Source organism: Nocardia sp. IFM 10818, from assembly GCF_054655275.1.
The window spans coordinates 1,422,945-1,449,034 of record NZ_BAAHJH010000001.1 but is presented as its reverse complement, the minus strand read 5'-3'; the positions used below and the strand labels follow the sequence as shown (position 1 = coordinate 1,449,034).

At 68.5% G+C, this 26,090-nt stretch carries 24 protein-coding genes; 6 read left to right on the top strand and 18 right to left on the bottom strand.

Annotated elements, in window-relative coordinates:
- Window positions 1-11 precede the first annotated feature (11 nt).
- The 5 genes from ACYQ5L_RS06325 to ACYQ5L_RS06305 form a co-directional block, all read right to left on the bottom strand.
- The gene (locus tag ACYQ5L_RS06325) at window positions 12-803 is read right to left on the bottom strand and encodes a biotin--[acetyl-CoA-carboxylase] ligase (RefSeq protein ID WP_459956194.1); all 792 of its coding nucleotides are present in this window, start codon (window positions 801-803) and stop codon (window positions 12-14) included.
- 300 nt (window positions 804-1,103) lie between these two features.
- Window positions 1,104-1,451, bottom strand: coding sequence for a hypothetical protein (locus ACYQ5L_RS06320; RefSeq protein WP_459956192.1), 348 nt, complete (start codon window positions 1,449-1,451; stop codon window positions 1,104-1,106).
- Window positions 1,451-1,861: a DUF1707 SHOCT-like domain-containing protein gene (locus ACYQ5L_RS06315; protein WP_459956191.1), complete on the bottom strand. Its 411-nt coding sequence runs from the start codon at window positions 1,859-1,861 to the stop codon at window positions 1,451-1,453. The genes ACYQ5L_RS06320 and ACYQ5L_RS06315 overlap by 1 nt, the downstream gene beginning before the upstream one ends.
- A gap of 510 nt (window positions 1,862-2,371) precedes the next feature.
- The gene (locus ACYQ5L_RS06310) at window positions 2,372-4,165 is read right to left on the bottom strand and encodes an acetyl/propionyl/methylcrotonyl-CoA carboxylase subunit alpha (RefSeq protein ID WP_459956189.1); all 1,794 of its coding nucleotides are present in this window, start codon (window positions 4,163-4,165) and stop codon (window positions 2,372-2,374) included.
- A gap of 179 nt (window positions 4,166-4,344) precedes the next feature.
- On the bottom strand, window positions 4,345-5,241 hold the full coding sequence (locus ACYQ5L_RS06305; protein ID WP_459956187.1) for a sulfurtransferase: 897 nt from the start codon (window positions 5,239-5,241) through the stop codon (window positions 4,345-4,347).
- Between the two features lie 166 nt (window positions 5,242-5,407).
- Between ACYQ5L_RS06305 and ACYQ5L_RS06300 the strand changes: the two genes are divergently transcribed.
- Window positions 5,408-6,199 (top strand): helix-turn-helix transcriptional regulator, encoded by a 792-nt coding sequence (locus ACYQ5L_RS06300; protein WP_459956185.1) that lies wholly within the window; start codon window positions 5,408-5,410, stop codon window positions 6,197-6,199.
- Here the strand turns inward: ACYQ5L_RS06300 and ACYQ5L_RS06295 are convergent.
- From ACYQ5L_RS06295 to ACYQ5L_RS06270, 6 genes are all read right to left on the bottom strand, one after another.
- Complete coding sequence (locus ACYQ5L_RS06295; protein WP_459956183.1) at window positions 6,104-6,781, bottom strand: Maf family protein; 678 nt, start codon at window positions 6,779-6,781, stop codon at window positions 6,104-6,106. The genes ACYQ5L_RS06300 and ACYQ5L_RS06295 overlap by 96 nt on opposite strands.
- Window positions 6,782-6,862: 81 nt before the next feature.
- On the bottom strand, window positions 6,863-7,183 hold the full coding sequence (locus tag ACYQ5L_RS06290) for an acyl-CoA carboxylase subunit epsilon (protein WP_459963336.1): 321 nt from the start codon (window positions 7,181-7,183) through the stop codon (window positions 6,863-6,865).
- A gap of 202 nt (window positions 7,184-7,385) precedes the next feature.
- A complete protein-coding gene (locus ACYQ5L_RS06285) occupies window positions 7,386-9,026 on the bottom strand; it encodes an acyl-CoA carboxylase subunit beta (RefSeq protein ID WP_459956181.1) in 1,641 nt (546 codons plus the stop codon).
- Window positions 9,027-9,151: 125 nt separating this feature from the next.
- A complete protein-coding gene (locus tag ACYQ5L_RS06280) occupies window positions 9,152-10,339 on the bottom strand; it encodes a YncE family protein (RefSeq protein WP_459956180.1) in 1,188 nt (395 codons plus the stop codon).
- Window positions 10,340-10,495: 156 nt separating this feature from the next.
- Window positions 10,496-11,788: an L-lysine 6-transaminase gene (gene lat / locus ACYQ5L_RS06275; RefSeq protein ID WP_459963335.1), complete on the bottom strand. Its 1,293-nt coding sequence runs from the start codon at window positions 11,786-11,788 to the stop codon at window positions 10,496-10,498.
- 113 nt (window positions 11,789-11,901) lie between these two features.
- Window positions 11,902-12,354 (bottom strand): Lrp/AsnC family transcriptional regulator, encoded by a 453-nt coding sequence (locus ACYQ5L_RS06270; RefSeq protein ID WP_354990430.1) that lies wholly within the window; start codon window positions 12,352-12,354, stop codon window positions 11,902-11,904.
- A gap of 59 nt (window positions 12,355-12,413) precedes the next feature.
- On the opposite strand from ACYQ5L_RS06270, the gene amaB reads away from it, so the two are divergent.
- A complete protein-coding gene (gene amaB / locus ACYQ5L_RS06265; protein WP_459956178.1) occupies window positions 12,414-13,943 on the top strand; it encodes an L-piperidine-6-carboxylate dehydrogenase in 1,530 nt (509 codons plus the stop codon).
- Between the two features lie 71 nt (window positions 13,944-14,014).
- On the opposite strand, the gene ACYQ5L_RS06260 is transcribed toward amaB, so the two are convergent.
- A complete protein-coding gene (locus ACYQ5L_RS06260; protein WP_459956176.1) occupies window positions 14,015-14,224 on the bottom strand; it encodes a DUF397 domain-containing protein in 210 nt (69 codons plus the stop codon).
- Entirely contained in the window at window positions 14,214-15,119 is a 906-nt protein-coding gene (locus ACYQ5L_RS06255; RefSeq protein ID WP_459956174.1) for a helix-turn-helix domain-containing protein, read from the bottom strand. Before ACYQ5L_RS06255 ends, ACYQ5L_RS06260 begins: the two co-directional genes overlap by 11 nt.
- Before the next feature lie 205 nt (window positions 15,120-15,324).
- Here ACYQ5L_RS06255 and ACYQ5L_RS06250 point away from each other — a divergent pair, with 205 nt between their 5' ends.
- A complete protein-coding gene (locus ACYQ5L_RS06250) occupies window positions 15,325-15,654 on the top strand; it encodes a hypothetical protein (RefSeq protein ID WP_459956172.1) in 330 nt (109 codons plus the stop codon).
- A complete protein-coding gene (locus ACYQ5L_RS06245) occupies window positions 15,641-15,823 on the top strand; it encodes a hypothetical protein (protein WP_459956170.1) in 183 nt (60 codons plus the stop codon). Before ACYQ5L_RS06250 ends, ACYQ5L_RS06245 begins: the two co-directional genes overlap by 14 nt.
- Before the next feature lie 229 nt (window positions 15,824-16,052).
- Here the strand turns inward: ACYQ5L_RS06245 and ACYQ5L_RS06240 are convergent, their stop codons facing one another.
- The 4 genes from ACYQ5L_RS06240 to ACYQ5L_RS06225 form a co-directional block, all read right to left on the bottom strand.
- The gene (locus tag ACYQ5L_RS06240) at window positions 16,053-16,691 is read right to left on the bottom strand and encodes an NADPH-dependent F420 reductase (protein WP_459956168.1); all 639 of its coding nucleotides are present in this window, start codon (window positions 16,689-16,691) and stop codon (window positions 16,053-16,055) included.
- 130 nt (window positions 16,692-16,821) lie between these two features.
- Window positions 16,822-17,226, bottom strand: a complete 405-nt coding sequence (locus ACYQ5L_RS06235) for a DUF5360 family protein (RefSeq protein ID WP_459956166.1) — start codon at window positions 17,224-17,226, stop codon at window positions 16,822-16,824.
- Window positions 17,227-17,494: 268 nt separating this feature from the next.
- Window positions 17,495-18,346, bottom strand: coding sequence for an SDR family oxidoreductase (locus ACYQ5L_RS06230; RefSeq protein WP_459956164.1), 852 nt, complete (start codon window positions 18,344-18,346; stop codon window positions 17,495-17,497).
- Window positions 18,343-19,302 (bottom strand): patatin-like phospholipase family protein, encoded by a 960-nt coding sequence (locus tag ACYQ5L_RS06225; RefSeq protein WP_459956162.1) that lies wholly within the window; start codon window positions 19,300-19,302, stop codon window positions 18,343-18,345. Before ACYQ5L_RS06225 ends, ACYQ5L_RS06230 begins: the two co-directional genes overlap by 4 nt.
- A 68-nt stretch (window positions 19,303-19,370) precedes the next feature.
- On the opposite strand from ACYQ5L_RS06225, the gene ACYQ5L_RS06220 reads away from it, so the two are divergent.
- Complete coding sequence (locus ACYQ5L_RS06220) at window positions 19,371-19,976, top strand: TetR/AcrR family transcriptional regulator (RefSeq protein ID WP_459956160.1); 606 nt, start codon at window positions 19,371-19,373, stop codon at window positions 19,974-19,976.
- Between the two features lie 75 nt (window positions 19,977-20,051).
- Here the strand turns inward: ACYQ5L_RS06220 and ACYQ5L_RS06215 are convergent, their stop codons facing one another.
- A complete protein-coding gene (locus ACYQ5L_RS06215) occupies window positions 20,052-20,597 on the bottom strand; it encodes a histidine phosphatase family protein (protein ID WP_459956159.1) in 546 nt (181 codons plus the stop codon).
- A 256-nt stretch (window positions 20,598-20,853) separates the two neighbouring features.
- Here ACYQ5L_RS06215 and ACYQ5L_RS06210 point away from each other — a divergent pair, with 256 nt between their 5' ends.
- The gene (locus ACYQ5L_RS06210; protein ID WP_459956157.1) at window positions 20,854-26,067 is read left to right on the top strand and encodes an ATP-dependent helicase; all 5,214 of its coding nucleotides are present in this window, start codon (window positions 20,854-20,856) and stop codon (window positions 26,065-26,067) included.
- Window positions 26,068-26,090: the final 23 nt, after the last annotated feature.

The following is a 26,090-nucleotide window of genomic DNA, read 5'->3' as shown; positions in this document are numbered from 1 at the left end:
ACCGCCGTCGGTCAGTATTCGGCGCGCAGGTGGGTGACGTCGCCCGCGGAGACGGCGCGGTCGCCGACGAGGAGCCGTCCGTTCTCGTCCACGCCCGTGGCGATGCCGGTGAGGATCTCCCCGCCGGGCAGCTCGGCGCGCACCTGGGTGCCGATGGTGGAGCAGCGCTCCCGATAGGCCGCGGCCAGGTCCACGATGTCCCAGCGCACCGCCTCCCACGCGGTGAAGCGGCGGCCGAACTCGCGCATGATGGCGGCCGCGAGCTCGGTGCGATCGATATCGGCGGCCCCGGACAGCGAGAGCGAGGTGGCATGCGGGACAGGGAGTTCCGCCTCGGTGAGGCTCACGTTCAGGCCGACGCCGACCACCACGGCCGGATCGGGACCGACCGCGGCGATCTCGGCCAGGATGCCCGCCAGCTTGCGGCCGTCGACGAGAACGTCATTGGGCCACTTGAGCACGGCCTTCACCCCGGTGACCGCGCGCACCGCGTCGACGACCGCCACCCCGGTCAGCAGGGGCAGCCAGCCCAGCACCGCCGGATCGATGCCGCGCACCCGCACCAGCAGGGACATGGCGATCTGCGCGCGCGGCGGGCTCACCCAGTGCCGTTCGTGCCGCCCGCGCCCGTGCTCCTGGGCCTCGGCGATCAGCACCAGCCGGTCCAGATCCGAATCGGCCGCACGCGCAACGAGATCCGCGTTCGTCGACCCCGTGGACTCCACCACGTCCACGCCGGAGAAGAACCTCTCCGCCGCCGACTCGCGCCGCAACCGTTCGATATCCAAGGCTGGCCTGTCCATGCCCGCAGGCTACCGCACCGGACGCGGCCGGAACGGCGTCCACGGACGCATTGCGGTCCATGGACGCCAGCTCGTCCGAGTGCCGCTCCTCCGTCTCGCTCTCGGCGAATTCGGTGCGGACATCGGGATCGGTGAACTTCGGCGCGGGCTCGGTGCGTCGCCCGCCGCCGAAGGCGGCCACGGCCGCCCGATCGCCTTCGTGTTTACTCCAGCCCCACATAACCGTCTCCCCTGTTGCCGGTCTTCGGATGCGGCTCCAGGGTCCCCCGGGTGCGGGGGCGGGCACCAATGATTTTCCGGCTAGGAGGCGTCCTGCGGTTCCAGGCCGAGCGCTCCGGCGGTGAATCGGCGCACCGTGACCAGGCCGTCCGCCAGCGCCGCGTCGTATCCCGAACGGGCCCAGCCCGTGACCGCCGCGGTGCCGTCCGCACCGGGTGTCACTCCGATCTCCGCCACCATTTCCGCGGTGGTCGGCACGCATACCGCCCACGAGAAATGCGTCTCGTCCGCCCACTCCGCGGTCCGGCGCGCCACATACTCCGGATCGGTGATCCCGCCGTCGGCCAGCGCGGGCCGGTCGTCGATCCGCTCATCGGCCCGCAATGCCCGCAGATACCAACTGCCCGCATTGATTTCGATGGGTTCCATCACTCCGCCCGCTTCTTGTTCTTCTTGTCGTGGTCGTCATCCGCCCACCAAGCCCACACATTCCCGAACAACAGCACCGCCGCCACCGGAATGATCAGAAACACCAGCCACACCTTCGTGACGAAGAACAGCACAATCGCCAGAATCACGATCAGCGGCATAACCCGCTGCTCCCGCCACTGCCCCCGCGCCTTCGCCTGCCGCTCCCCGCCGGCCTGCCCCACCACCGGCACCGGCAAATCCGCGAACACCGACGCCAAATCCCCCCGCGTCCGCGCCGCCGACACGATCGCACTCCGCTCATCGAACTCGGCCACACTCAACCGCCCCGCCGCGAAATGCTCCGACAGCCGCTGCATGGCTTCCTCCCGCTCCGCGGTGCCAATGCGAATCTCGGGACTCTCAGCCATACACCGACCATACCCACCTCTCGGAACCTCTCGGGGGCTTCGCCCCCGAACCCCAACCACGACCGTGGGGGCAAGCCCCCACACCCCCAAACGTCTCAGGGCGAACGCCGAACCCAGCCGCGGGCGGCAAGCCATCGCACCCCAGCCGCCAACAGCGAACCATCGCACCCCAGCCGCCAACAGCGAACCATCCCACCCCAGCCGCCAGCAGCGAACCATCCCACCCCAGCCGCCAGCAGCGAACCATCCCACCCCAGCCGCCAGCAGCGAACCATCGCACCCCAGCCGCCAGCAGCGAACCATCGCACCCCAGCCGCCGGTGGCGGGCTGTCGAAACCCAGCGGCCGATGACGGACTGTCTGACCCCGGCGGCGGGTGGCGGGCTGTCGAAACCCGGGGGTCGGCAAGCGCCCAGACGCCCAATGACGTTCGGGCCGCTCACCGTTGGTGAGCGGCCCGAATCAAACCTCGTGGGGTTTCAGGGGGAGCCCCTGAGAGTTACGAGAGTTGTTATTTGATCTCGGCGAGCACGGTGCCCTGGGTGATGGCGGCGCCGGCCTCGACCGAGAGGCCGGTGATGACGCCGGCCTTGTGGGCGGTGACCGGGTTCTCCATCTTCATGGCTTCGAGGACGACGACGAGGTCGCCGGCTTCGACGGTCTGACCTTCCTCGACAGCCACCTTGACGACGGTGCCCTGCATGGGCGCGGTCACGGCGTCACCGGAGGCCGCGCCGCCCGCGCCGCCGCCACGCTTGCGCGGCTTGGGCTTCTTGCGGATGACGCCCGCGCCATTGCCGGCAGCGCCGGCGCCGACGGAGAACTGGCCCGGCAGCGAGACCTCGAGGCGGCGGCCGCCGACCTCGACGACCACCTTCTGGCGGGGCGCTTCCTCATCGTCCTCAATGGCCACGCCACCGGTGTAGGGCTGGATGGGGTTGTCCCACTCGTTCTCGATCCACTTGGTGTAGACGTCGAACTTGGTGCCGTCGCCGACGAACGCGGGGTTCTCGACAATGTGGCGGTGGAACGGGATGACCGTGGCCAGGCCCTCGATCTGGTATTCGGCCAGGGCGCGGGCGGCGCGCTGCAGCGCCTGCTCGCGGTTCTCGCCGGTGACGATGAGCTTGGCCAGCATGGAGTCGAACTGGCCGCCGATGACCGAGCCCTCGACCACGCCGGAGTCGACGCGCACACCGGGGCCCGCGGGCTCCTTGTAGACGACGACCGGACCGGGGGCGGGCAGGAAGCCGCGGCCGGCGTCCTCACCGTTGATACGGAACTCGAAGGAGTGACCGCGCGGCGTCGGATCCTCCTTGATGGTCAGCTCGTGGCCCTCGGCGATGCGGAACTGCTGGCGCACCAGGTCGATGCCGGCGGTCTCCTCGGTGACCGGGTGCTCGACCTGCAGGCGGGTGTTGACCTCGAGGAACGACACCGTCTCGCCCTGCACCAGGTACTCGACCGTGCCGGCGCCGTAATAGCCGGCCTCCTTGCAGATCCGCTTGGCGGACTCGTGGATCTTGGAGCGCACCTCGTCCGACAGGAACGGGGCGGGCGCCTCCTCGACCAGCTTCTGGAAGCGGCGCTGCAGCGAGCAGTCGCGGGTGCCCGCGACCACCACATTGCCGTGCTTGTCGGCGATGACCTGCGCCTCGACGTGGCGGGCCTTGTCCAGGTACTGCTCCACGAAGCATTCGCCGCGACCGAAGGCCGCGGTGGCCTCGCGCACGGCGGAGTCGAACAGCTCCGGAATCTCCTCGATGGTGTGCGCGACCTTCATGCCGCGGCCGCCGCCGCCGAAGGCGGCCTTGATGGCCACCGGCACGCCGTACTCCTTGGCGAACGCCACGACCTCGTCGGCGTTCTTGACCGGATCCTTGGTGCCGGCCGCCATGGGCGCCTGCGCGCGCTCGGCGATGTGGCGGGCGGTGACCTTGTCACCCAGATCGCGAATGGACTGCGGGGACGGGCCGATCCAGATCAGGCCCGCGTCGATCACGGCCTGCGCGAAGTCGGCGTTCTCGGAGAGGAAGCCGTAACCCGGGTGGATGGCGTCCGCGCCGGCCTTGGCGGCGGCGTCGAGGATCTTGTCGAACACCAGGTACGACTCGGCGGAGGTCTGGCCGCCGAGAGCGAAGGCTTCATCGGCGAGCTGCACGAACGGCGCATCGGCGTCCGGTTCCGCGTACACGGCGACGCTGGCGATTCCGGCGTCCTTGGCGGCCCGGATCACGCGCACGGCGATCTCGCCTCGATTGGCTACGAGGACCTTTGTGATCTGCGCGTTGGCATGGTTGGGCACTGAGCCTCCTGTGCTCTGAAAACTTTCGTCGTGGGCGAGTGTAGGCAGTCTGCCAACAAGCGCCGAACCGGGATAGGGCTACCGAGCAGTAGGGACAACTCGGTTAACCGCCGAGGGATTCATCGAACTTATCGCCTCGAACGCTTCAGTCAAGTTATCGGGCGGCGGGCGGGAATCCGCTATCGGTGTGCGACCGAGGGGGCGGCGCCCGGTTCGGCTCCGGTCACCATCGGCATGCCGACCGAGTTGGCCCACTCCGTCCAGCCGCCGTCGTAGTTGCGGACCCGATCCACCCCGAGCAGATAGGTGAGGGTGAACCAGGTGTGCGAGGACAGCCGGCCCATCCGCGAGTAGACGATGGGCGCGCCGGCGCCCAGGGCGCTGCCGTAGATGACGTCGAGCTCGGCGCGCGGGCGGAAGCGGGAGTCCGGGCCCACCGCGGAGGTCCAGGGGATGTTGACCGCGGTCGGAATGTGGCCGGCGCGCAGCGCCTGCTCGTCGGGCCGGTCCAGGTCCACGAGCTCGCCGGTGTACTCCTCGAAGACGCGAGCGTCTACCAGCGGCACGTCGAGGTTGGCCACGACGTCCTGACGGAAGGCGCGCGCGGACTTGTCGTCGCGCTCGACGGCCGGATAGTCACCGTATCCGGTGGCCGGGAATTCGAAGGTGGTGTCGCGGGCCTCGGAGATCCAGGCGTCCCGGCCGCCGTCGAGCAGGCGCACGTCGCGATGCCCGAACAGGTCGAAGATCCACAGCGTCGCCGCCGCCGTGCCATTGGCGCGATCGCCGTAGACGACGACGGTGTCGTCCCGCCCGATACCCTTGGCGCGCATGAGTGCCGCGAAGCGCTGTCCGTCGATCACGTCGCGGGTGAGGGGGTCGATGAGCTCGTTCCGCCAGTCGAGCTTGATGGCCCCCGGGACATGCCCGATGTCGTATAGCAATATGTCCTCGTTGGACTCGATGATCTTGAGCTCCGGCGCGCCGATGTTTGCCGACAGCCATTCTGTGGTTACTAGTCGGTGAGGATGTGCGTAGGAGCCGAACGAGGGATGCGGATCCGGGGCGACGGGCACGGTGTGGTCCTTAGCGCGTGGTTGGGTTAAGTATTGGCGGTTCGAATCTCGACACCGATCGTAGGCATGTGATGGATACGAAACTCGTTTCAGATCACGAATCGGGTGATTGGGCGAATTAAGCGCAGCTTCATCCGATAAAGTCTCCCGGGAGGAGGGGTGAGCTATGTCCGATTCTTGGCCGCGACGACGACTGCTCGCGATCCTACGTGGCGCCAGCGAGCCTCTCGACGCGCAGGAACTGGCGCGCGTCACCGGCCAACATGTGACTACGGTTCGTTTCCATTTGGATGTCCTCACCCGCGAATCCCTGGTTCGCCAATTCCAGCAGCCGCCGCGCGGTCGCGGTCGCCCGCGAATCGGATATACCGCGGTGCAGCGATCGGTGGGCTATCAGGAATTGGCACAGGTATTGGCCGATCAGCTCGGCAGTGATCCGCGCCGCCGCTCCGATGCCGCCGTCGCCGCCGGGCGCGCCTGGGGCGCGAAAATGGAATCGGTGGACCAGCCCGTCGAATCCCTGGACGACGCAAAGGATCTGACCGTCACCCTGGCCTCCGAACTCGGTTTCGCGCCGGAGCGCGAGCACGACACCGAGACCGACGAACAGGTCATGATCCGGCTCACCGCCTGCCCGCTGCGCGAATTGGCGCGCACGCATTCCGAGGTCGTGTGCGGCGTGCACCTGGGCCTCATGCGAGAAGTGCTGGACCGCAATGGCGGCCGCGATCAGGTCTCGGTGCGGCTGCACCCGTTCGTGGAGCCGGAACTGTGCGTGGCGCGCCTGGAATGGCTCCAGGCCCGCACGCCCGAATCGGTTCCGGATGTGGACGACACCGCCGGGGAGCCCCGGCTGGCGCCCTCAACGAGCCGCGTCGCCCCGCAATTGCGCACTGGTGAGCCACAACTGCGCAATGCCGACCCCTACCTCGGCAAGCAGTCGACGAACCAGCGGTAGCCCGATACCGATCACGCTCGACGGGTCGCCCTCGATCCGGTCCACGAACCAGCCGCCCAGCCCGTCCAGGGTGAACGAGCCCGCCACCCACAGCGGCTCCTCCGAGGCGATGTAGGCGTCGAGTTCCTCCGGCTCGGGCTTGGCGAAATGCACGGTGGTGGAACTGCATTCGGCGGCCTCGCCGACGATCTCGCCGTCGCGCAGCCGCAGCACGCAATGCCCGGTGAGCAGATCCGCACTGCGCCCGGCCATCTCGGCCCAGCGCGCCCGCGCCACGTCGGGGGTCAGCGGCTTGCCCTGCAGCACGCCGTCCACCAGCAGCATCGAGTCACAGCCCACCACAACGGAATCGGTGAATTCGGCGGCGTGCGCATTGCCCTCGGCCGCGATGGCGGCGGCGATCTCGCGCGCCTTGGCCTTGGCCAGTTCGATCACCACGATCTCGGGTGCGGTGCCGGCGGGCAGCGCGGCGGCCACCGCGTCCTCGTCCACATCCGACACCCGGACCACCGGCTCGATGCCCGCATTGCGGAGCACACCGAGCCGGGCCGGCGACTGTGATGCCAGTACGAAGGTCGTCACAGGCTCTGCCCAATTCGGCATGAGCGGGGCCCTACATGGTTACGCAAGCTGCCGCCTCCGGGCCTGACCACTCATGCCGGGTCAGTCGCGCAGATGCGACAGGGCCGGGAAGGCGTACGGCGAGAACGGCGAGGAGCCGCGGTGCGACAGCGTGGGGCGGCCCCACATATCGGCCGGGCCAGTGTTCGACGGCGCTGCCGCGGCACTGGCCGCGGCGGCGGTGAACACGGCGACGAGGGCGGCGAGCTCCTCATCGGTCGGGTTGCCCTTCAGCACCTGAACGAGCGGACCCGCGGTCGTGGGAGACGGCTCGGTTTCGACGACGGCCGGGTCGACCGCTTCCGCCAACTCGTCGACCGCTAGATCCAGTTCGGCGGCGCGCAGTACCTCTTCGTCAGCCATGGTCGTCACAGCGCCAGTCCTCCTGTCCAATCGCCGCCCGGGGGCAGCTGAGTTCGCGGAAAAGGGTCTTCCGGTCCGCAAACGGTATTCGTTACGACCCTCGCCCGCGAGGGCCTCTTTACCATCTTTGCTCGGATGGGGCGGTTGTGCGCGGTATGTGTTCTTTGCACAGTGTGCGCCCCATACCGCGCCTATCGCTTCATCAGAGCGGAATGTTGCCGTGCTTCTTCGGGGGCAGCGAGACCATCTTGCGCTCGAGCAGGCGCAGCGCCGACACGATCTGACCGCGGGTGTGCGAGGGCGGGATCACCGCGTCCACATAGCCGCGCTCGGCGGCCACGTACGGGTTGACCAGGGTGTCCTCGTACTCGTTCTGCAGTTCCAGGCGCAGCGCGTCGACATCGGCGCCCTCGGCCGCGGCCTGCTGCAGCTGCTTACGGTAGACGAAGCCGACCGCGCCGGACGCGCCCATCACCGCGATCTGTGCGGTGGGCCACGCCAGGTTCACATCCGCGCCCATGTGCTTGGAGCCCATGACGTCGTAGGCGCCGCCGTAGGCCTTGCGGGTAATGATTGTGATCTTGCCCACAGTAGCCTCGCCGTAGGCGTAGAGCAGCTTGGCGCCGCGGCGGATGATGCCGTTGTACTCCTGGCCGGTGCCCGGCAGGAAGCCCGGCACGTCCACCAGGGTGATGATCGGGATATTGAAGGCGTCGCAGGTGCGCACGAAGCGCGCAGCCTTCTCCGAGGCGTCGATGTCCAGGCAGCCCGCGAACTGGGTGGGCTGGTTGGCCACGATGCCGACGCTGCGGCCGTCGATGCGGGCGAAGCCGACGATGATGTTCATCGCGCGCTCGGCCTGCACCTCCAGGAACTCGTCGTCGTCGACCAGGCAGCGAATGACCTCGTGCATGTCGTACGGCTGGTTCGGCGAGTCCGGGATGATCGTGTCCAGCTCGAGGTCCTCCTCGGTGAGGGATTCCTCGATGGCGCCGGTGATCGGATCGGTCGCCGGGAAGCGCGGGGCCTCGGCGCGGTTGTTGCTCGGCAGGTAGGACAGCAGATCCTTGACGTAGTCCAGGGCGTCCTGCTCGCCGGAGGCGACGTAGTGCGCGACACCGGACTTGACCATGTGGGTGTGGGCGCCGCCCAGCTCCTCCATGGTGACCTCTTCACCGGTGACGGTCTTGATGACGTCCGGACCGGTGACGAACATCTGCGAGGTCTGATCGACCATGACGACGAAGTCGGTCAGCGCCGGGGAGTACACATGGCCGCCGGCGGCCGGGCCCATGATCAGCGAGATCTGCGGGATCACGCCGGAGGCCTGGATATTGCGGTGGAAGATCTCGCCGTAAAGGCCCAGGGAGACAACGCCTTCCTGGATGCGCGCGCCCGCGCCCTCATTGATGCCGATGAGCGGGCGGCCGGTCTTGAGCGCCAGATCCATGACCTTGACGATCTTCTCGCCGTACACCTCGCCCAGCGAACCGCCGAAGACGGTGACGTCCTGGGAGAAGATGCAGACATCGCGGCCGTCGACGGTGCCGTAGCCGGTCACCACGCCGTCGCCGAGCGGGCGGTTGTCGGCCAGTCCGAAGTTCACGCTGCGGTGCCGCGCGAGGGCGTCGAGTTCGACGAACGAGCCCTCGTCCAGCAGGGCGAGAATGCGCTCGCGCGCGGTCATCTTGCCCTTGGCGTGCACCTTGTCGACGGCGGCCTCACCCATCGGGTGCTGGGCCTCTTCCAGCCGATTGCGCAGGTCAGCCAGCTTGCCGGCGGTGGTGTGGATATCAGGGGCGCCCGCCGACCCCGGCGAAGGCTGCTGCTGGACACTCGTCATGACCGGGAGTGTAACCAGTACCAACCCCTCCTTGTAATCCCGGCGGGGCTACTCGTCAGTATGGTTATTGACTACCCGCCAGTAGAAACTCCCAGGTAGAAGGTCGGATTTGGGGGAAAAATCGGTCAGCGCATGACCCCCGTATGTCCGGTGGAATAGCGGCCCGGCTGGGGCCAGACGGTGAGCCCGTGCGCGCCCTTGCCAACCGGGATGCGGGCCAACAGCTTCCAGTCCACGATATCGATGGCGTACACCTCGCTGTGGTGGCGGCCGGCCACCCAGAAGACGCGGCCGTCGGCCGAGAGATTCCCCATATCGGGACTCCCGCCGCCGGGAAGATGCCACTTGTGCACGAGCCCACCGGTGGCGAAATCCCAGACGGAGATGCTGCCCTCGTGCCGGTTGGTAATGAGCATGGCCTTGGAGTCGCGCGTCACATACAGGCCGTGCGCGCCGTGGCCGGTCGGCACGAATCCGGTGTTGTCGAAGGTCTTCGCGTCGAAGACGTGCATGCCGTCGGCGACCATGTCAGCGGCGAAGAAGGTGCGGCCGTCCGGCGAGAGCTTCACGTCCTGCGGTTTGACGTGGCGGCCCTGCGGGAGATCGATCATGCGCACCAAACGGAAGCCGACCATGTCGACGACGGCCATGCGCCCGCTGAATTCGCAGCTCACCAGGGCCGTACGGCCGTCGGCGGTGAAGTCCATATGGTTCACGCCGCCGCAGTCCGGGACGGCGATGGCGTGGCTCTTCTCCCAGGTGTGCGGATCGTAGAAGTCCAGCGAACGATCGGCTTCCGCGACCACGATGGCGTGGCGCCCGTCGAGGGTGAAATAGAGGTTGTACGGATCGCGCACCGGAATCGGCTGTCCCGCTTGCCCGGTGCGCGGGTCGATGGGCAGCAGGCTGCCGCCGCCGATCGGCAGGTCGTTATTGGCGTAGAGCATCTGCATGTCGTAGGCGGGCACCACGTGCTGCGGTTCCCGTCCGCCCGAGGAGTAGGTGCCGACCACCTCGAAGGTGGCGGGATCGATCACCGTGATGGTGTCGGCCTCGCTGTTGGGCACGTACACGCGCGGCAAATGATCGGCCACCGCCGGGCTCAGCTCCCGGGTCGCCGCATAGACGTCATCGGGTGACAGCGGCGGCGGCATGCCGGGCAGATTCGAGTGTTCCTGCGGGGTCGTGGCGGGTGCGGCGGTGGTGCTGGACGGCGCGGCCGTCTTGTCCACGGTTCCGGCGGTGCTTCCCGAGCAGCCGGCCAGGACAACGAGCAATGCGAGCAGAACCGGACGAGCACGCCGCGCGATCACGCGCGATACCGTGCCGTTCCGTCAGAGCGGCGAGCTGACATAGCGCCGAATTCTAGGAGCTGGCAGGCGGTTTCGCGGCAACCGCACCGGGGTGTCCGGCGGCTCGGACAATTTCGGCGAGTCCGGCCGGACCGACCGGCCGGACCCTCCGGGGGCTCAGCTCAGGACGCGCTCGAGCGCGTCGACGGCCTCGTCCAATTCGGCGGTGCTGACGGTCAGCGGCGGGCGGAAGCGGATACCGCGCTCGCCGGTGCCGAGGATGAGCACGTGCTCTTCCTCACGCAGCCGGGTGACCACCGAATCACGCAGTTGCGCCGACTCCAGCGTGATGGCGCACATGAGCCCGCGGCCGCGCGGATCACTCACCGCGGGATGGGTTTTCGCGAGTTCGGTGAGCCGCCCCAGCAGATGCGGGCCCAGCCGGGCGGCGCGGTCGGCGAGCCGCTCGTGCTCGATCACCTCGAATACGCGCCGCGCCCGGACCATATCGGTCAGGTTGCCGCCCCAGGTGGAGTTGAGCCGGGAGCTGACGTGGAAGACATTGTCGGGCACCTCGTCGATGCGGCCGCCGGCCATGATGCCGCACACCTGGGTCTTCTTGCCGAAGGCCACCACGTCCGGTTCCAGGCCCAGCTGCTGATAGGCCCACATGGTGCCGGTCATGCCGACGCCGGTCTGCACCTCGTCGAGGATGAACAGGGCGTCGTTCTCGTGACACAGCTCCTGGACGGCCCGCAGGAATTCCGGCCGCAGATGCCGGTCCCCGCCCTCGCCCTGGATGGGCTCGGCAATGAAACACGCTATGTCGTGCGGGTTTTCGGCGAAGGCGCGGCGCGCTTGATCGAGGGCGTGCGCTTCGGCGGCCTCGATATCCGGATGGTCCGGGCCCACATACGGGGTGTCCAGGCGCGGCCAGTCGAACTTCGGGAAGCGCGCGGTCTTGACGGGATCGGTATTGGTGAGCGACAGCGTGTAGCCGGTGCGGCCGTGGAAAGCGCCCGTCAGATGCAGCACCTTGGTGCCGAGTTCGGCTGGGCGGCCGTGCATCTCGTTGTGCCGGGACTTCCAGTCGAACGCCGCCTTGAGGGCGTTCTCCACCGCGAGACCGCCGCCGTCGATGAAGAACAGGTGCGGTAGCCGGGGGTCTCCCAGGACGCGCGCGAAAGTGTCCACGAAGCGCGCCATTTCGACGGTGTAGACATCGGAGTTGCTGGGCTTGTTCAGGGCGGCCGCGGTCAGATTCGCCAGAAAGTGACGGTCGCCGACCAAGGCCGGGTGGTTCATCCCCAGGGTGGAGGAGGCGAAGAACCCGAACATGTCCAGATACGCGGTGCCGTCGCGGGCGTCCACCAGCCTGCGCCCGCGAGATTTCCGCAGGTCGAGCACTAGTTCGAAGCCGTCCGCGAGGATGTTGGCGGACAGGATCTCGTGCACCCGGGCGGGGGTGATGAGTGGCGTTTCGGCAACCGCCCCGAGCCGATCGAGTTCGAGCGTCACGCCATCCAGCGTAAATGAATATTTACGGTCTTGTCCGGAAGTTCCGAACAAATTACGAAACGGTCCTACTTGTCATAGAATGTCTGCAGAATGATCGTGGATCGAGTCCTGACGTTGGCGGTCGCGCGGATCTCCTGCAGCAACTGCTCCAGATGACGGGGCGAGGCCACTCGCACCAGCAGCATGTAGCTCTCGTCCCCGGCCACCGAATGGCAGGCCTCGATGCCCGGAATGTGCTGCAGCAGTGCGGGTGCGTCATCGGGTTGCGACGGGTCGAGAGGAGTGATCGCGACGAATGCCGACAGCAGCTGCCCCAGCGCTTCGGGATCCACATTGGCCGTGTACCCGCGGATCACACCGCGCGCCTCCAGCCGCCGGACCCGCGACTGCACCGCCGACACCGAAAGGTTCGCCTTTTCTGCCAGATTGGAGAGGGTGGCGCGACCGTCGGCGATCAGTTCACGAATCAGCAGTCGATCGATGTCGTCGAGTACGGGTTTCGCCGGTGTATCCGCCATCAGCGAAGGCTAACCCAGCGAACCGAACTCGTGGCCGGAACCCATCCCTGGAGCCGTAGATGACCAATACTCTCAGCCCGAACACCACCCGTGAGCTGCGGGACCGCACCGAGGCGCTGCTGCGCGCCCTCGGTACGAAACTTCCCGAACCGGGCGCGCTCTCGGCGCGCTCCCCCATTACCGGCAGCGAGCTGGCCGGCCTGAAACCGAGTACGGCCGCCGATGTGGACGCGGCCGTCGGGCGCGCGGACGCCGCATTCCGGGCGTGGCGCACCGTGCCCGCGCCGCAGCGCGCCGCGGTGGTGCGGCGGCTGGCGGAACTGCTCACCGAGCACAAGGACGATCTCGGCGAGCTGGTCACCCTGGAGGCCGGCAAGATCGGCGCCGAGGCGCGTGGCGAAGTGCAGGAGATGATCGACATCTGCGAGTTCGCCATCGGCCTGTCGCGGCAGCTGTACGGCAAGACCATGCCCTCGGAGCGGCCCGGGCACCGGCTGATGGAGACCTGGCATCCGCTCGGCGTGGTCGGGGTGATCTCGGCGTTCAACTTCCCGGTCGCGGTGTGGGCGTGGAATACCGCCCTCGCGCTGGTGTGCGGGGACACCGTGGTGTGGAAACCCTCGGACGCGACGCCGCTGACGGCGCTGGCCTGTCACTCGCTGCTGCAGCGGGCGGCCGTGGACGTGGGCGCGGATCCGCATGTGCACCAACTGATTCAGGGCGGCGCCGAGATCGGTTCCGCGCTGGTGGACGATCCGCGGGTGGCGCTGGTCAGCGCGACCGGTTCGGTGCGCATGGGCGGGATCGTGGCCCCGCGGGTGGCCGCGCGCTTCGGGCGCTGCCTGCTGGAGCTGGGCGGCAACAATGCCGCGGTGGTGACCCCGTCGGCCGATCTGGATCTGGCCGCGCGCGGCATCGTGTTCGCGGCGGCGGGCACGGCCGGGCAGCGCTGCACCACCCTGCGGCGGCTCATCGTGCACGCGGACGTGGTCGGCCCGCTGCTGGATCGCATCGCGACGGCGTATCGCCAGCTGCGCGTGGGCAATCCGCTCGAGGACGGCGTGCTGGTCGGCCCGCTGATCAACGGCCGCTCCTACGAGGCCATGCAGGACGCCCTGCGGCGCGCCCAGGCCGACGGCGGCGAATTGATCTGCGGCGGAGACCGAGTCGACGATTTCGGCCCCGACGCCTACTACGTCCGCCCCGCCCTGGTCCGCATGCCCGCCCAGACCGCCGTGGTCCGCGAGGAGACCTTCGCCCCCATTCTCTACGTCCTCACCTACCACGACCTCGACACCGCCATCGATCTGCACAACGCTGTCCCCCAGGGCCTTTCCTCCGCCATCTTCACCCAGAGCCAGCGTGAAGCCGAGCGCTTCCTGGCCGCCGACGGCTCCGACTGCGGCATAGCCAATGTCAATATCGGCACCTCCGGCGCCGAGATCGGCGGCGCCTTCGGCGGCGAGAAGCAAACCGGCGGCGGCCGCGAATCCGGCTCCGACTCCTGGAAGTCCTATATGCGCCGCGCCACCAACACCATCAACTACTCCACCGAACTCCCCCTGGCACAGGGCATCAAGTTCGAGTGAACCTCGCGCCCGACACGCGACGAGCGCCCCACCTCGAGTGGGGCGCTCGCGAATTGCTCGTCCGAACGAAATCAGCTGGGCCGAACGAACTCTCCATCACTGACACCTGCGGTGAAGGCACTCCACTCACCCGGAGTGAAGACCAGCGCCGGGCCGGTCGGGTTCTTGGAGTCGCGAATGCCCACCTTGCCGCTCTCGAGGAAGGCGACCTCGACGCATTCGCCACCCTGCGAGCTGTGACTGGACTTGAACCACTTGGCTCGGTGCAGGTCAACGTTCACTCTCGTGTCTCCTCGCCATCTCTCTGATCATGTCACGACTCGAACGAGCATCCAGGCTCGCCTGTTGGAGCGTGCGGAACGCATGACGAAATGTCACCACGTCCGTTCGCTTCTCGAGATAAACGCTACCCGCGTAGCCCTCGCAGTAGACCTGCGTCGGTTCTACGACCTGTTTGCCGCGGGCCTCACTCGCGAAATCCATGATCGTGAACGGCGGCACCGCCGCCCCGAGGGGGAGACCTGCGCGGAATGGCAGCACGCGGATATCGAGGTTGTCGCGCGCGGAGATATCGGCAATGTGCCGGCATTGAGCCGCCATCACTCGACTGGTGCCCACGATGGTCCTCAGAACGTTCTCGTGCAAGACGATCGACATCCGGGTCGGTTGACGCGAACGGGTGAGGATGTGCTGCCGCTGTACACGGATCTGGATGAGCCGCTCGAGTTCGTACTCGGTGTCATCCGGGAAGTTGAGCCGGTCCAGTGCGCGCGCGTAGTCGGCAGTCTGGAGGAGCCCATGAATGATCAACGGCTGAAATGTGGTCAAAGACGTGGCGCTGGACTCTAATCCGACAAACATGTTGGCCCACGCCGGGATCAGATCGCCGTAAGCCTGCCACCACGATTTGGCGGGTGCCTGCGTGGCGAGCCCCTTCGCGAACGCAGTCGTCACCTCATCCAGGCCATATGCTTCGCAGATCGCCAGAATATCCGTGACTCTTACCTTTTCGGTTTCTCCCCGTTCGAGGCGGCTCAATGTCGCCCGACTCCACTGCACCAGGGCGGCAGCTTTGTCCAGATTCATGCCGGTGGCCGAGCGTGCCTCCCGCAACAATCGGCCGAGCTGCCGACGCGGCAGGGTGGTATCGGTGTCCTCGGGTTCGTAGTCCACCATCCGCCTGTCCTCTCACCAGGTTCAATCATTCCTCTCATTCCGAGACTGAGAGTAGGCATCGGGTGAGAAGCGAGCTGCGGGTTCGCGCCAATTCCGCAGATCCGACACGCGCACCGTGCCAGTACCGGCACCTGACGCATCGTTTCCCCATGGCCACCACCACCCGACTCGATCACCGGAGCGCCGAACAGAACGGAGGCACACGATGAAGTTTCGGCCAACCGCGATCGGATACGTTCGATCCGACATCAGCGGCGTGCGGCAAGCGTGGGACGAAGCGGAGGTGCGTAGCGCGGCAGCACTGCGCGGCTTCGACTTCGCGAAAATGATCGTCATCGACGGGCGGACGGGCAAGCCGCTACTCGCGGGGCTGAAGGTCACGATCACTCGCATCATGGCCGACGCCGTCTTCGTCCCGAGCACAGCGCATTTCGAGGGCGGCACCGTACCCGGCGATCTCCTGCACGTCGTCGACGTGATCACCGTGAGCCCCGAAAACACCTACACACGAACCGATTCCAATGGACATCGATGACGCATCGGCGCTGATCGGCGAGGAGCGGCCCGCCGGTTGGATTCAGTACCGCGACGGGTCTTGGGCGCCCGTCTGGCCGGACGGGCAGGTCGGCCCACCGTTCACGATCCCCGAGCTGATCCAGCTCGCCACCGAGACAACCGATATCACTGTCGCACCGAACTTCTGAAGGCTCCCGTGTCCGCACTGGCTTACTTCGTAGTTGTTGCGCTCTCCTGCATCGTGATCGTCGCCGCCACCCGCTGGGGCATCTCCGGCGGTCTTTCCATCATGCCGCCCGTCCCTGACGAGCGTATCCCCGTCACTGACGCCTACCCGTTCCACCGCGTTCCCGTCCACAACCTGCATCGCCTACACGGACGGCACCGCGCCTAGGAGGACCCGCCGATCGCCAATGGTCAGCGGACGAGTTTGTAATTGAACTGCTGGGTGCCGATCGCGCCCATCAACCGCACCCACAGGGGCAGCATCATCTCGACGCCGCGCGCGGTGGTGATATCGCCGACATCGACGATGTCCCGCCAGCCGAACTCGCGAAGCAACTGCGTGACAGTGCGTTTCGCGTCGGGATCGTTACCGCTGACGAAGACGGTGTGATCACCGTCGCTGACCTTGGCCGGATGCGCCATGACATCGGCGGTAACGGTGTTGAGGGTCTTCACCACCAACGCGTCCGGGAACGCGCGCTGGATCTGCTCGCCGATCGAATCGTCGTTGCAGACCGCGAGCCGAGGCGGGAAGCTCTGGGAGAAGTCGAGCGGGTTCGAGACATCGATGAGCACCTTGCCCGTCAGATTCTCCGCGCCCGCACCCCGCAGGGCGGCGACGCTGACCTGGCCGCCGGTGGCATTGATGACCAGTTCGGCGTGCGCGGCGGCCTCCGCAGCCGTGCGCAGCGGCGCCGGGAACGGCTCCTCCGACTTGGCCTCGGCGGCGGCGACATCACGGGTGCCGATGACCACGTCGTGCCCCAGTTCCATCAGGCGCGCCGCGAGGGTCCGGCCGACGGAGCCGGTGCCCAGAATTCCGATTCGCATGACGCAACGATAGGAGGAAACCGCCAGCGTTGGACGATTGATCACCGGGAACTGGTGGCGGCATCGACCGAGAAGGTGCCGCCACCAGTTCCCGGTGATCATCCGACCAGCAGTGGCTTGATTGATCGGTTCAGGCGCGTTCTGATCGACCGGGGGCGGTGGGGTTGAGCATTATGGCGAGGGCGATGGTCGGAAAGAGCACCAGCCAGGCGTTGGGTAGCCACCAGCTCGGATCGAATTCGCAGCGGACGAGGTAGAAGTTCAGGGCCATGAGACCGGCGGCCGCGGTCGCCGTCAGCGAGACGAGCATGAGGCCCTCGCCGAGGGCCGGGCGGCGGCGAACCACCATCAGGCTGACCAGGCCGAGGCCGATGGCCACCAGGTCCAGGCCCAGGAACGACCAGTTCCACTGTTGCAGAAAGGGATCGGAGCCGACGCTCAGCGCGCCGCAGGCCGTTGCCAGCCAATACGCGAGGAAGCCCAGGTCGGTGACGAGCATGGTCTGTTTGATGCAGGCCAACCGGTTCTCGGTCATATCCGGACAATACCGGCGATCGGGTGGTGTGCGAGGCCCGAGATCGAAGGTCGGCTGCGGCTATGCCTTGCGGCTGCCTTTTGCGTCTGCCATTTCGCCACGCCGGCAATGCGCCGGCGGCGGGATTCGAACCCGCATGAACTCTCGTTCGAAAGGATATGAAGTAACCGCCGCCTGTCGCACCGGGCCCTCGCAAGAAGCACTGTATCGATGAAAGATAGCGGCCCCAACCGATTTTCGGATGGGGCCGCCACGCTGCTCCGTAGGGTCAGGCGCGGTTCTCGTCGGTGATGGCGCGGATCTGCTGCTCATACTTGGCGCGGGTGCTCTCGTCGGCGGGGTGCAGGGCGCGGTCGCCGTTGAAGAGGCGGCGGACCAGGCGGACCGCCGGCTCGGGGGCGGCGGCCAAGGCCACATCCAGGGGTGCGAGGTAATTCGGCACGGCCACTTCGGCTTTGCGGGTGCGGCAGGTGGCGACCACGGCGGCGGCCACGTCTTCCGGGTCGACGGTGGGCAGGCCCGCGCCCAGGGTGAGGCCGGAGGACAGGCGGGTGCGGACGGCGGAGGGCATGACGCAGCTGACGCTGATGCCGTGCGGTTCGAACTCCAGACGGGTTGCGGCGGACAGGCCCACGGCGGCGAACTTGCTGGCGTTGTAGACGGCCAGGCCGGGGATGGGGATCTTGCCCGCCAGGGAGGCCACATTGACGATGTGGCCCTTGCCGCGGTCGATCATGCCGGGGGCGACGGCGCGCATACCGTGGATGAGGCCCCAGACATTGACGTCGATGGTGGTGTGCCCCACGGCATCCGGTTCGTCGAGGAAGGCGCCGGCGGGCATGACGCCGGCATTGTTGACCAGGATGTCGATGCGGCCGAAATCGGCGACGGCCCGGTCCCACTGCTCGCGGTCGCGCACATCGAGTTCGAAAGCCTTGGCGCCCAGGGACGCGGCGGTCAGCTGGGCGGCCTCGGTGTCCACGTCGGCGATGGCCACCTCGGCCCCCTTGCGCGCGAACAGCTCCGCCGTGCACTGGCCGATGCCTCGGCCCGCGCCGGTGATGAACACCCGCGCGCCGGTGAGATCGATTGCCGGATAGCTCTTTCCGAGAAGGCTCATGCGAAAGCTCCTTGCTCCATTGCCCGGCGGGTGCTGCGCAGGCTGTGTTCGAAGGTGGCGAGGCGGCGGCGGCCGTCCATGAAATTGGGGCCCATGACCGCGAGATCCTCGGCGGTGGCGTCGATGCGGAGCACCTTGGTGCCCGCGGCCCGCAGCAGCGCGATCTCGGCATCGAGCTTCTCGCTCATGCGATTACGCAGTTGCCGCTCCAGGAAGTGACCCGGACCGGCGGCGGGCAGGCGGCCGGTGGAGGCCATGGGGGCCAGCACCAGGACCTCGTCCAGCCGCGCCGGAATCAACAGGTCGACCGAGGCGGTGGAGGCCGCGCCGCCGTCGATGAAGTTCCGGCCCGCGATCGGGACGGCCGGGAACCAGCCGGGCACGGCCCACGAGGCACGCAGTGCGGCGCCGAGACTCGCGTCCGGCGCGGAGGGCGAGCCGAAGGCGACGCGCTCCCCGGTGGCGTCGTCCATGGCCACCAGCCAGGTGGCCGGATGCTCGACCCAGGACCGGCCCGGATTGAGCCGATCGGCCAGGCGCTGCAGCCAGCCCGCATCGCCGCGGCCCTTCGGCAGCAGGCCGCTGCCCGCGGTCAGCAGGGCGTGGCCATTGCCGGGCCGGGCCAGCAGTTCGCGCACCGCGCGGCCCGGCGCGCCCGGGCTCGGCCGCGGCAGCGGCGGGAATCGCCCGGGCTCGCAGCGCATATGGGCGGTGAGGATGGGATTGGTGGAGATACCCCGCTGCATCGCCACCAGCTCGTCCACGCCGATGCCGCTGCCGAGCATGGTCAGCATTTCCGCGCCCGCGGACGTGCCGATCATGACCTGCGCCTCGCGCGGATCCCAGTCCAGTACGTCCCGCGCGGCGGCCAGGGCCGCGACGATCCACGCCGCGCCCACCGTCCCCCCGCAGCCGATGGCCAGGCCACGTCGCTGTGACCCGTTGCTGTTACTCATGGTTTCGAACAATATCAGCTTTCAGATACCGTCGGTATCCCAAAACTGACGGTACATAGAATTGCGGTATGCCACGACTGACCCGGTCCGAGAGCCAGGCCCGCACCCGCACGGATCTGCTGGCGACCGCGCGCGAGCTGTTCCTGGCCGACGGGTACGCCAAGACCAGCCTGGAACGCGTCGCCGAGGTGGCCGGATACTCCAAGGGCGCGGTGTACTCCAACTTCCGGACCAAGTCGGCGCTGTGCCTGGAAGTGCTGACGCTGATCCACGAGACGAAGTTCGGTGAGGTCACCGATCTGGTGAACACCGACGACAGCCTGGAGGAGCGGCTGGAACGACTGCAGCGATGGGCCGAGCGCACGCTCGGCGATGTCGGCTGGACCATGCTGGAGTTCGAGTTCGCCATCGTGGCCCGCGACGATCCGGCCCTGCAGGCGGCGCTGGTGTCGAATCTGTCGCTCATGCGCGGCATGGTCGCGGCGCAGCTGGAGACCCTCGCCGAGTCGATCGGGGTGACGCTGCCCATGCCGGCGCAGGACGCGGCCACCTCGGTGCTGAGCCTCGGCCTGGGGCTCGGCATTCAGCGCGCGGTCGATCCGAGCCTGTCGGCGGCGCTCATCACCGATGCGGTGCGGGCGCTGATCCGGCTCGGCGCGCCCGCGCGGCCCTGAGGCGATCCGCGCGGCGAATACGACTCACGGGACAAATGCGACTTCCGTGTTTGGCCGTCCGGACCTCCGGGTACCTCACGGCCGGAAATGCAGTGTCCATTCCCCGCGATAGTGCAACCGGGTGACGCACACCGGCGGGACATCGATGCGCCAGAAGGATTTCGCGGGCGCGTCCAGGGTGATCAGGAGGGCGGCGCGGACAACGGCGGGGTGGGTGATGGCAATGGTGGGTTCGCCCTCGACGGCGATATCGGCCATCCACTCACCGGTGCGCTCGATGACATCGACCACGGATTCGCCGCCGTGGCCGCGGTAGGTGGGGTCGGTGAGCCAGAGGTAGAGATCCTCCTTCGGCACCGACATGAGTTCGCCGCCGCGCCAGGCGCCGGCGTCCAGATCGCGTAGTCGATCGTCCTCCTCGCCCATGAGGCCCATGAGGGCGGCGGTTTCGACGGTCCGGCGTTCCGGGGCGGTCAGCACGCGGGACGCCTGTAGGCGGCCGGTGGCCGACACCGCCCGGCGACCGGCCTCGGTGAGCGGTTCGTCGACGGGGAATCGTGCTTTGCGCATTGCCTCTGTCATCCCGTGACTAACGAGATCGAGTCTTAGCACCTTCTGCACGGTTGGAAGACTACGCGCGGGCGCTACGGGCGTAACTCGATTGCCCGACCTTCGCTCGGGCTCGTGACCCTGGCGCAGCTGAGCCAGCGCGCAGGCCGCTCGCCTCGCACCGGCGCGCTGCTCGCGGACCGGTGGCGCAAGTTCGCCGTCATGATCTTGTACGCCGACTGCGGGATAACCTCGCGCACCGGGCGATATCCGGTCCGGGCGGCGGCGGGTGGCCGCGGCTGTCGGTGGCCGGGTGCAGACTGGGGCCATGGATCGGTTCTCCCCCGCTACCCGGCAGTGGTTCGACGGCGCGTTCCCGGCGCCGACGGCCGCGCAGCTGGGAGCCTGGGAGGCCATTGCGGCCGGGGAGCACACGCTGGTCATCGCGCCGACCGGCTCGGGCAAGACGCTGTCGGCCTTCCTGTGGGCCATCGATCGGCTGGCCACCCGGGAGTCGGTGGCGAAGCGGCGCAAGACCTCGGTGCTCTACATCTCGCCGCTGAAGGCGCTCGCGGTGGATGTGGAGCGGAATCTGCGGGCGCCGCTGGTCGGGGTGACGCAGACGGCCAAGCGGCTGGGGCTGCCCGCGCCGGAGATCAGCGTGGGTGTGCGGTCGGGCGATACCAGCGCGGCCGACCGGCGGCTGTTGCAGCGCACGCCGCCGGACATTCTGATCACCACGCCGGAATCGCTGTTCCTCATGCTCACCTCGGCGGCGCGGGAAGCGCTGAGCGAGGTGCACACGGTCATCGTGGACGAGGTGCATGCCATCGCCGGGTCCAAACGCGGTGCGCACCTGGCGCTTTCCCTGGCCCGGCTGGACGCCATGACGGAGGCGGCGGGCGGGCGGCCCGCCCAGCGCATCGGCCTGTCGGCGACGGTGCGGCCGCCGGAGCAGGTGGGGCGGTTCCTGGTCGGGAACGCGCCGATCACCATCGTGTCGCCGCCCGCGCCCAAGACCTTCGACCTGTCGGTGCGGGTGCCGGTGGCGGATATGACCGAACCCGATGCGGGCAACGAGGATTCCGATCAGCCCGGCTCCATCTGGCCGCATGTGGACGAGGCCATTGTGGATCTGGTGCTCGAGCACCGGTCCTCCATCGTGTTCGCGAATTCGCGGCGGCTGGCCGAACGGTTGACCGCGCGCTTGAACGAGGCGTACGCGTCCCGGACCGGCGCGGCGGTGGAGACCGAGCACGCCCCGCCCGCCCAGCTCGGCGCGTCCACCGAGGTGGTCCATGGCGCCGCACCGCTGCTGGCCCGCGCCCACCACGGGTCGGTGAGCAAGGAGCAGCGCGCCATTATCGAGGACGATCTCAAGAGCGGCCGACTGCGCTGCGTGGTGGCCACCAGCAGTCTCGAACTCGGAATCGATATGGGCGCGGTCGAATTGGTCGTCCAGGTGGAGGCACCGCCGTCGGTGGCCAGCGGCCTGCAGCGCGTCGGCCGCGCCGGGCATCAGGTCGGCGAGATCTCCCGCGGCGTCATCTTCCCCAAGCACCGCACCGACGTCATCCACTGCGCGGTCGCCTCCCAGCGCATGACCGCCGGGCAGATCGAGGAACTGAAGGTTCCGGCCCATCCCCTCGACATCCTGGCGCAGCAGACCGTCGCCGCCTGCGCCCTGGAACCCATTGACGCCGAGGCCTGGTTCGACGCCGTCCGCCGCACCGGAAGCTATGCGGCCCTGCCCCGTTCGGCCTATGACTCCGTCCTGGACCTGCTCTCCGGGCGCTATCCCTCCGACGAATTCGCCGAACTCCGCCCGCGTATCGTCTGGGATCGCGATGCCGGAACCCTGACCGGGCGGCCGGGCGCGCAACGACTGGCGGTGACCTCCGGCGGCGCGATCCCCGACCGCGGCCTGTTCCCCGTCTTCATGGTCGGCGAGAAAGCTTCCCGCGTAGGCGAACTCGACGAGGAGATGGTCTACGAGTCCCGGGTGGGCGATGTCTTCGCCCTGGGCGCGACCAGCTGGCGCATCGAGGAGATCACCTTCGACCGCGTCCTGGTCACTCCCGCCTTCGGACTGCCGGGCCGCCTGCCCTTCTGGCACGGTGACGGCCTCGGCCGCCCCGCCGAATTGGGCGCGGCCCTGGGCGAATTCGTGCGCATCGCGGGAAAGGCGGTGGAGCAGAGTCCGAGCGTACGGACGGCGGTAGCCGGAAGCGGGAATGGCAGCGCGCCGGTGGATCTGGCGACGGCGCTGAGTGAATTTCTGCGTGGCTCCGAGCAGACGCCTGGGACGGGCAGTGCCGCAGCGCCTTCCACGGAGGCGGGTGCCGGCGCGCCACCGGAGGGCCGTACGACGACGAGCGCGCAGGGGAAGCGCACGGGTCGCGGGAAGGGCGGTAAGAAGTCCTCAGGCCGGACGGATGCCGGTGCCGAGCCGGAGCTGGACGAGCTGGGTCGCGTCGCCGCCGCGGCCGGGCTGGACGCCAATGCGACGGCGAATCTGGTGTCGCTGCTGGAAGAACAGCGAGTGGCGACGGGTCAGCTGCCCACGGATAGAACGCTGGTGGTGGAGCGGTTCCGGGATGAGCTCGGGGACTGGCGGCTGGTGTTGCACTCGCCGTACGGGCTGCCGGTGCATGCGCCGTGGGCTTTGGCGGTGGCCGCCAGGCTGCGGGAGCGGTTCGGGGTGGACGCCGCGCCGACGCCGTCGGATGACGGGATCGTGGTGCGGCTGCCGGACACCACGGATGATCCGCCCGGGGCGGAGTTGTTCGTGTTCGAGCCGGATGAGATCGATGATCTGGTGACCGAACAGGTCGGCGGGTCGGCGCTTTTCGCGTCCCGGTTCCGGGAGTGCGCGGCGCGGGCCCTGCTGTTGCCGCGGCGGGATCCCGGGAAGCGGGCGCCGCTGTGGCAGCAGCGGCAGCGGTCGGCGCAGCTGCTGGATGTGGCGCGCAAGTTCCCGGAGTTCCCGATCCTGCTGGAGACGGTGCGCGAGTGCTTGCAGGACGTCTACGACCTCCCTTCACTGCGCGACCTTTTGGGGCGAGTGGCGCGGCGGCAGTTGCGGCTGGTGGAAGTCGAGACGGCCACGCCCTCGCCGTTCGCCAACTCACTGCTGTTCGACTACATCGGGCAGTTCATGTACGAGGGCGACAGCCCGCTCGCCGAACGCCGCGCCGCCGCACTGTCCTTGGACTCCAGCCTGCTGGCGGAGCTGCTCGGGCGGGTGGAGTTGCGGGAGCTGCTCGACGCGGCGGTGCTCGAGCAGACCGAGCGGGAATTGCAGCGGCTGACCCCGGAACGACAAGCGCGTGACTTGGAGGGCCTGGCCGACCTGCTGCGGCTGCTCGGACCGATCACCGCCGGCGAGGCCGCCCAGCGCTGTGTGGAGGATCCGCGCGAGTGGTTCGCCGAACTGGTGAAATCCCATCGCGCCCTGGAGGTCTCGTTCGCGGGCTCGCAGTGGTGGGTGGCGATCGAGGATGCCTCCCGGCTGCGCGACGCTCTGGGCGTGCCGCTGCCCATCGGCGTCCCCGCCGCCTTCATCGAACCGGTCGCCGACCCGCTCGGCGACCTCATCGCCCGCTACGCCCGCACCCACGGCCCGTTCACCCTCGACGCCGCGGCCGCCCGCTTCGGCCTCGGATCCGCGGTGGCCGCCACCGCCCTGCACCGCCTCGCCCTCGAAAAGCGGGTGGTGGAAGGCGAATTCACCCCCGGCGCGGCCGGCGCCGAATGGTGCGACAACGAGGTCCTGCGCCGCCTCCGCCGCCGCTCCCTGGCCGCCGCCCGCAAGGAGGTCGAACCGGTCGCCACCAGCGCGCTGGGCCGCTTCCTCCCCGCATGGCAGCACATCGGCACCGGCGAACTGCGCGGCGTGGACGGCGTCGCCGCCGTCGTGGAACAGCTCGCGGGCGTACCGATCCCGGCCTCCGCCTGGGAATCCCTCATCCTCCCCTCCCGAGTGCGCGACTACTCCCCCGCCATGCTCGACGAACTCATGGCCACCGGCGAGGTCCTCTGGTCCGGCCACGGCTCCCTCACCGCCAAAGACGGCTGGATCGCCCTGCACCCCGCCGAACAAGCCCCCCTCACCCTCCCCCCACCCGCCGACATCGACCTCACCGAAACCCAGATCAGCCTGCTCATGGCCATGGGCGCGACCGTCATAGGCGGCCCGGCCGGCTCTCGCCCCGGTGCGACAACGGACCACGCACCCGGCGCGGCCGAGCAGGACACCGCCACGGGCCTATCCGGGCGCACCGGTACGACATCGGCTTCGCCACCCGACCCGGGCGCGGGCGTCGGTAGCGAGCCACACAGCGACATCGGTCCGAAACCGGGCAATGTGAGCGCGCCGAGGTCGAGTGGAACCGGTGGCACCGATGGCGGCCCCGATCCGTTGCGTCTCCTCGGCACCGCCGACGAGATGCGAGCCCCCACGTTCGCTGAGAGGACCGGCACGTCCGAGACCGAGACTGCGGCGGCGCCGGGCTCGCGCGGGCGGGCGCGGACGTCGCAGCCGAACGCCGGGGCGAGCGGGCCGCTGTATCAGGTGGTGCCGAGCTCCGGTGGGGCGTACTTCTTCCGGCAGCTGGCCGAGGCCGCCGGCGTCGAGGACGAGTCGGCTGTGGTCGCGGCGCTGTGGGAGCTGGTGTGGGCCGGATACGTTGCCGGGGATACCTTCGCGCCGGTGCGGGCGCTGCTTTCGGGTACGACGCGAACCACGACGGCCCATCGCACGCCGCGGCGGGCTCCGCGCGGGCGGATGTATCTGCCCGGGGGCGGAGCTCCGGTGCGGACGAGTCCGCCGTCGGCCGCCGGGCGGTGGTCTTTGCTGCCTGATCGGGTGGCGGACAATACGATTCGGGCGCATGCGACGGCCGATGTGCTACTCGAGCGATACGGGGTGCTGACGCGCGGGTCGGTGCAGAGTGAGGGGGTTCCGGGTGGGTTCGCGCTGATGTATCGGGTGCTCACCGAGTTCGAGGATCGGGGGCGATGCCGGCGCGGGTATTTTGTGGATTCGCTGGGCGGGGCGCAGTTCTCGACGACCGATGTGGTGGATCGGCTGCGGTCCTTCGATATCGATCGGTCGCGTGCGGACGGGGACGGGGACGGGCACGGGACAGGTGTGCGGGGTGACAGCACGACGCTGGCCCTGGCGGCTTGCGATCCGGCGAATCCCTATGGGGCGGCGCTACCGTGGCCGAAGGCTGCCGCCGAGGGGGCCGGGCACCGGCCGGGGCGCAAGGCGGGGGCGCTGGTGGTGCTGGTGGAGGGTGAGCTGGCGTTGTATCTGGAGCGGGGCGGGAAGACGCTGCTGACGTTCACCGAGGATCCGGGGGTGCGGACGGCGGCGGCGACGGCGCTGGCCGGACTGGTGCACGAGCGACGGGTGGATTCGCTGGTGATCGATCGGGTGAACGGGGAATCGGTGCACGGCAATACTTTCGCCGCCTTCCTCACCGAGGCGGGCTTCGCCGCCACGCCCAAGGGCTTCCGGCTACGAGGCCGCCCGTGAGTCGCCCCGCGCCCTCACGCTCC

Coding starts and splice junctions, on each gene's coding strand:
- ACYQ5L_RS06245 (WP_459956170.1), top strand. CDS start 15,641: ATGGACATCGATGACGCATCGGCGCTGATCGGCGAGGAGCGGCCCGCC.
- ACYQ5L_RS06270 (WP_354990430.1), bottom strand. CDS start 12,354: ATGGCGGATACACCGGCGAAACCCGTACTCGACGACATCGATCGACTG.
- ACYQ5L_RS06300 (WP_459956185.1), top strand. CDS start 5,408: ATGTCCGATTCTTGGCCGCGACGACGACTGCTCGCGATCCTACGTGGC.
- ACYQ5L_RS06210 (WP_459956157.1), top strand. CDS start 20,854: ATGGATCGGTTCTCCCCCGCTACCCGGCAGTGGTTCGACGGCGCGTTC.
- ACYQ5L_RS06250 (WP_459956172.1), top strand. CDS start 15,325: ATGAAGTTTCGGCCAACCGCGATCGGATACGTTCGATCCGACATCAGC.
- ACYQ5L_RS06255 (WP_459956174.1), bottom strand. CDS start 15,119: ATGGTGGACTACGAACCCGAGGACACCGATACCACCCTGCCGCGTCGG.
- ACYQ5L_RS06240 (WP_459956168.1), bottom strand. CDS start 16,691: ATGCGAATCGGAATTCTGGGCACCGGCTCCGTCGGCCGGACCCTCGCG.
- ACYQ5L_RS06285 (WP_459956181.1), bottom strand. CDS start 9,026: ATGACGAGTGTCCAGCAGCAGCCTTCGCCGGGGTCGGCGGGCGCCCCT.
- ACYQ5L_RS06315 (WP_459956191.1), bottom strand. CDS start 1,861: ATGGCTGAGAGTCCCGAGATTCGCATTGGCACCGCGGAGCGGGAGGAA.
- ACYQ5L_RS06230 (WP_459956164.1), bottom strand. CDS start 18,346: ATGAGCCTTCTCGGAAAGAGCTATCCGGCAATCGATCTCACCGGCGCG.
- ACYQ5L_RS06220 (WP_459956160.1), top strand. CDS start 19,371: ATGCCACGACTGACCCGGTCCGAGAGCCAGGCCCGCACCCGCACGGAT.
- amaB (WP_459956178.1), top strand. CDS start 12,414: ATGACCAATACTCTCAGCCCGAACACCACCCGTGAGCTGCGGGACCGC.
- ACYQ5L_RS06325 (WP_459956194.1), bottom strand. CDS start 803: ATGGACAGGCCAGCCTTGGATATCGAACGGTTGCGGCGCGAGTCGGCG.
- ACYQ5L_RS06235 (WP_459956166.1), bottom strand. CDS start 17,226: ATGACCGAGAACCGGTTGGCCTGCATCAAACAGACCATGCTCGTCACC.
- ACYQ5L_RS06320 (WP_459956192.1), bottom strand. CDS start 1,451: ATGGAACCCATCGAAATCAATGCGGGCAGTTGGTATCTGCGGGCATTG.
- ACYQ5L_RS06225 (WP_459956162.1), bottom strand. CDS start 19,302: ATGAGTAACAGCAACGGGTCACAGCGACGTGGCCTGGCCATCGGCTGC.
- ACYQ5L_RS06290 (WP_459963336.1), bottom strand. CDS start 7,183: ATGGCTGACGAAGAGGTACTGCGCGCCGCCGAACTGGATCTAGCGGTC.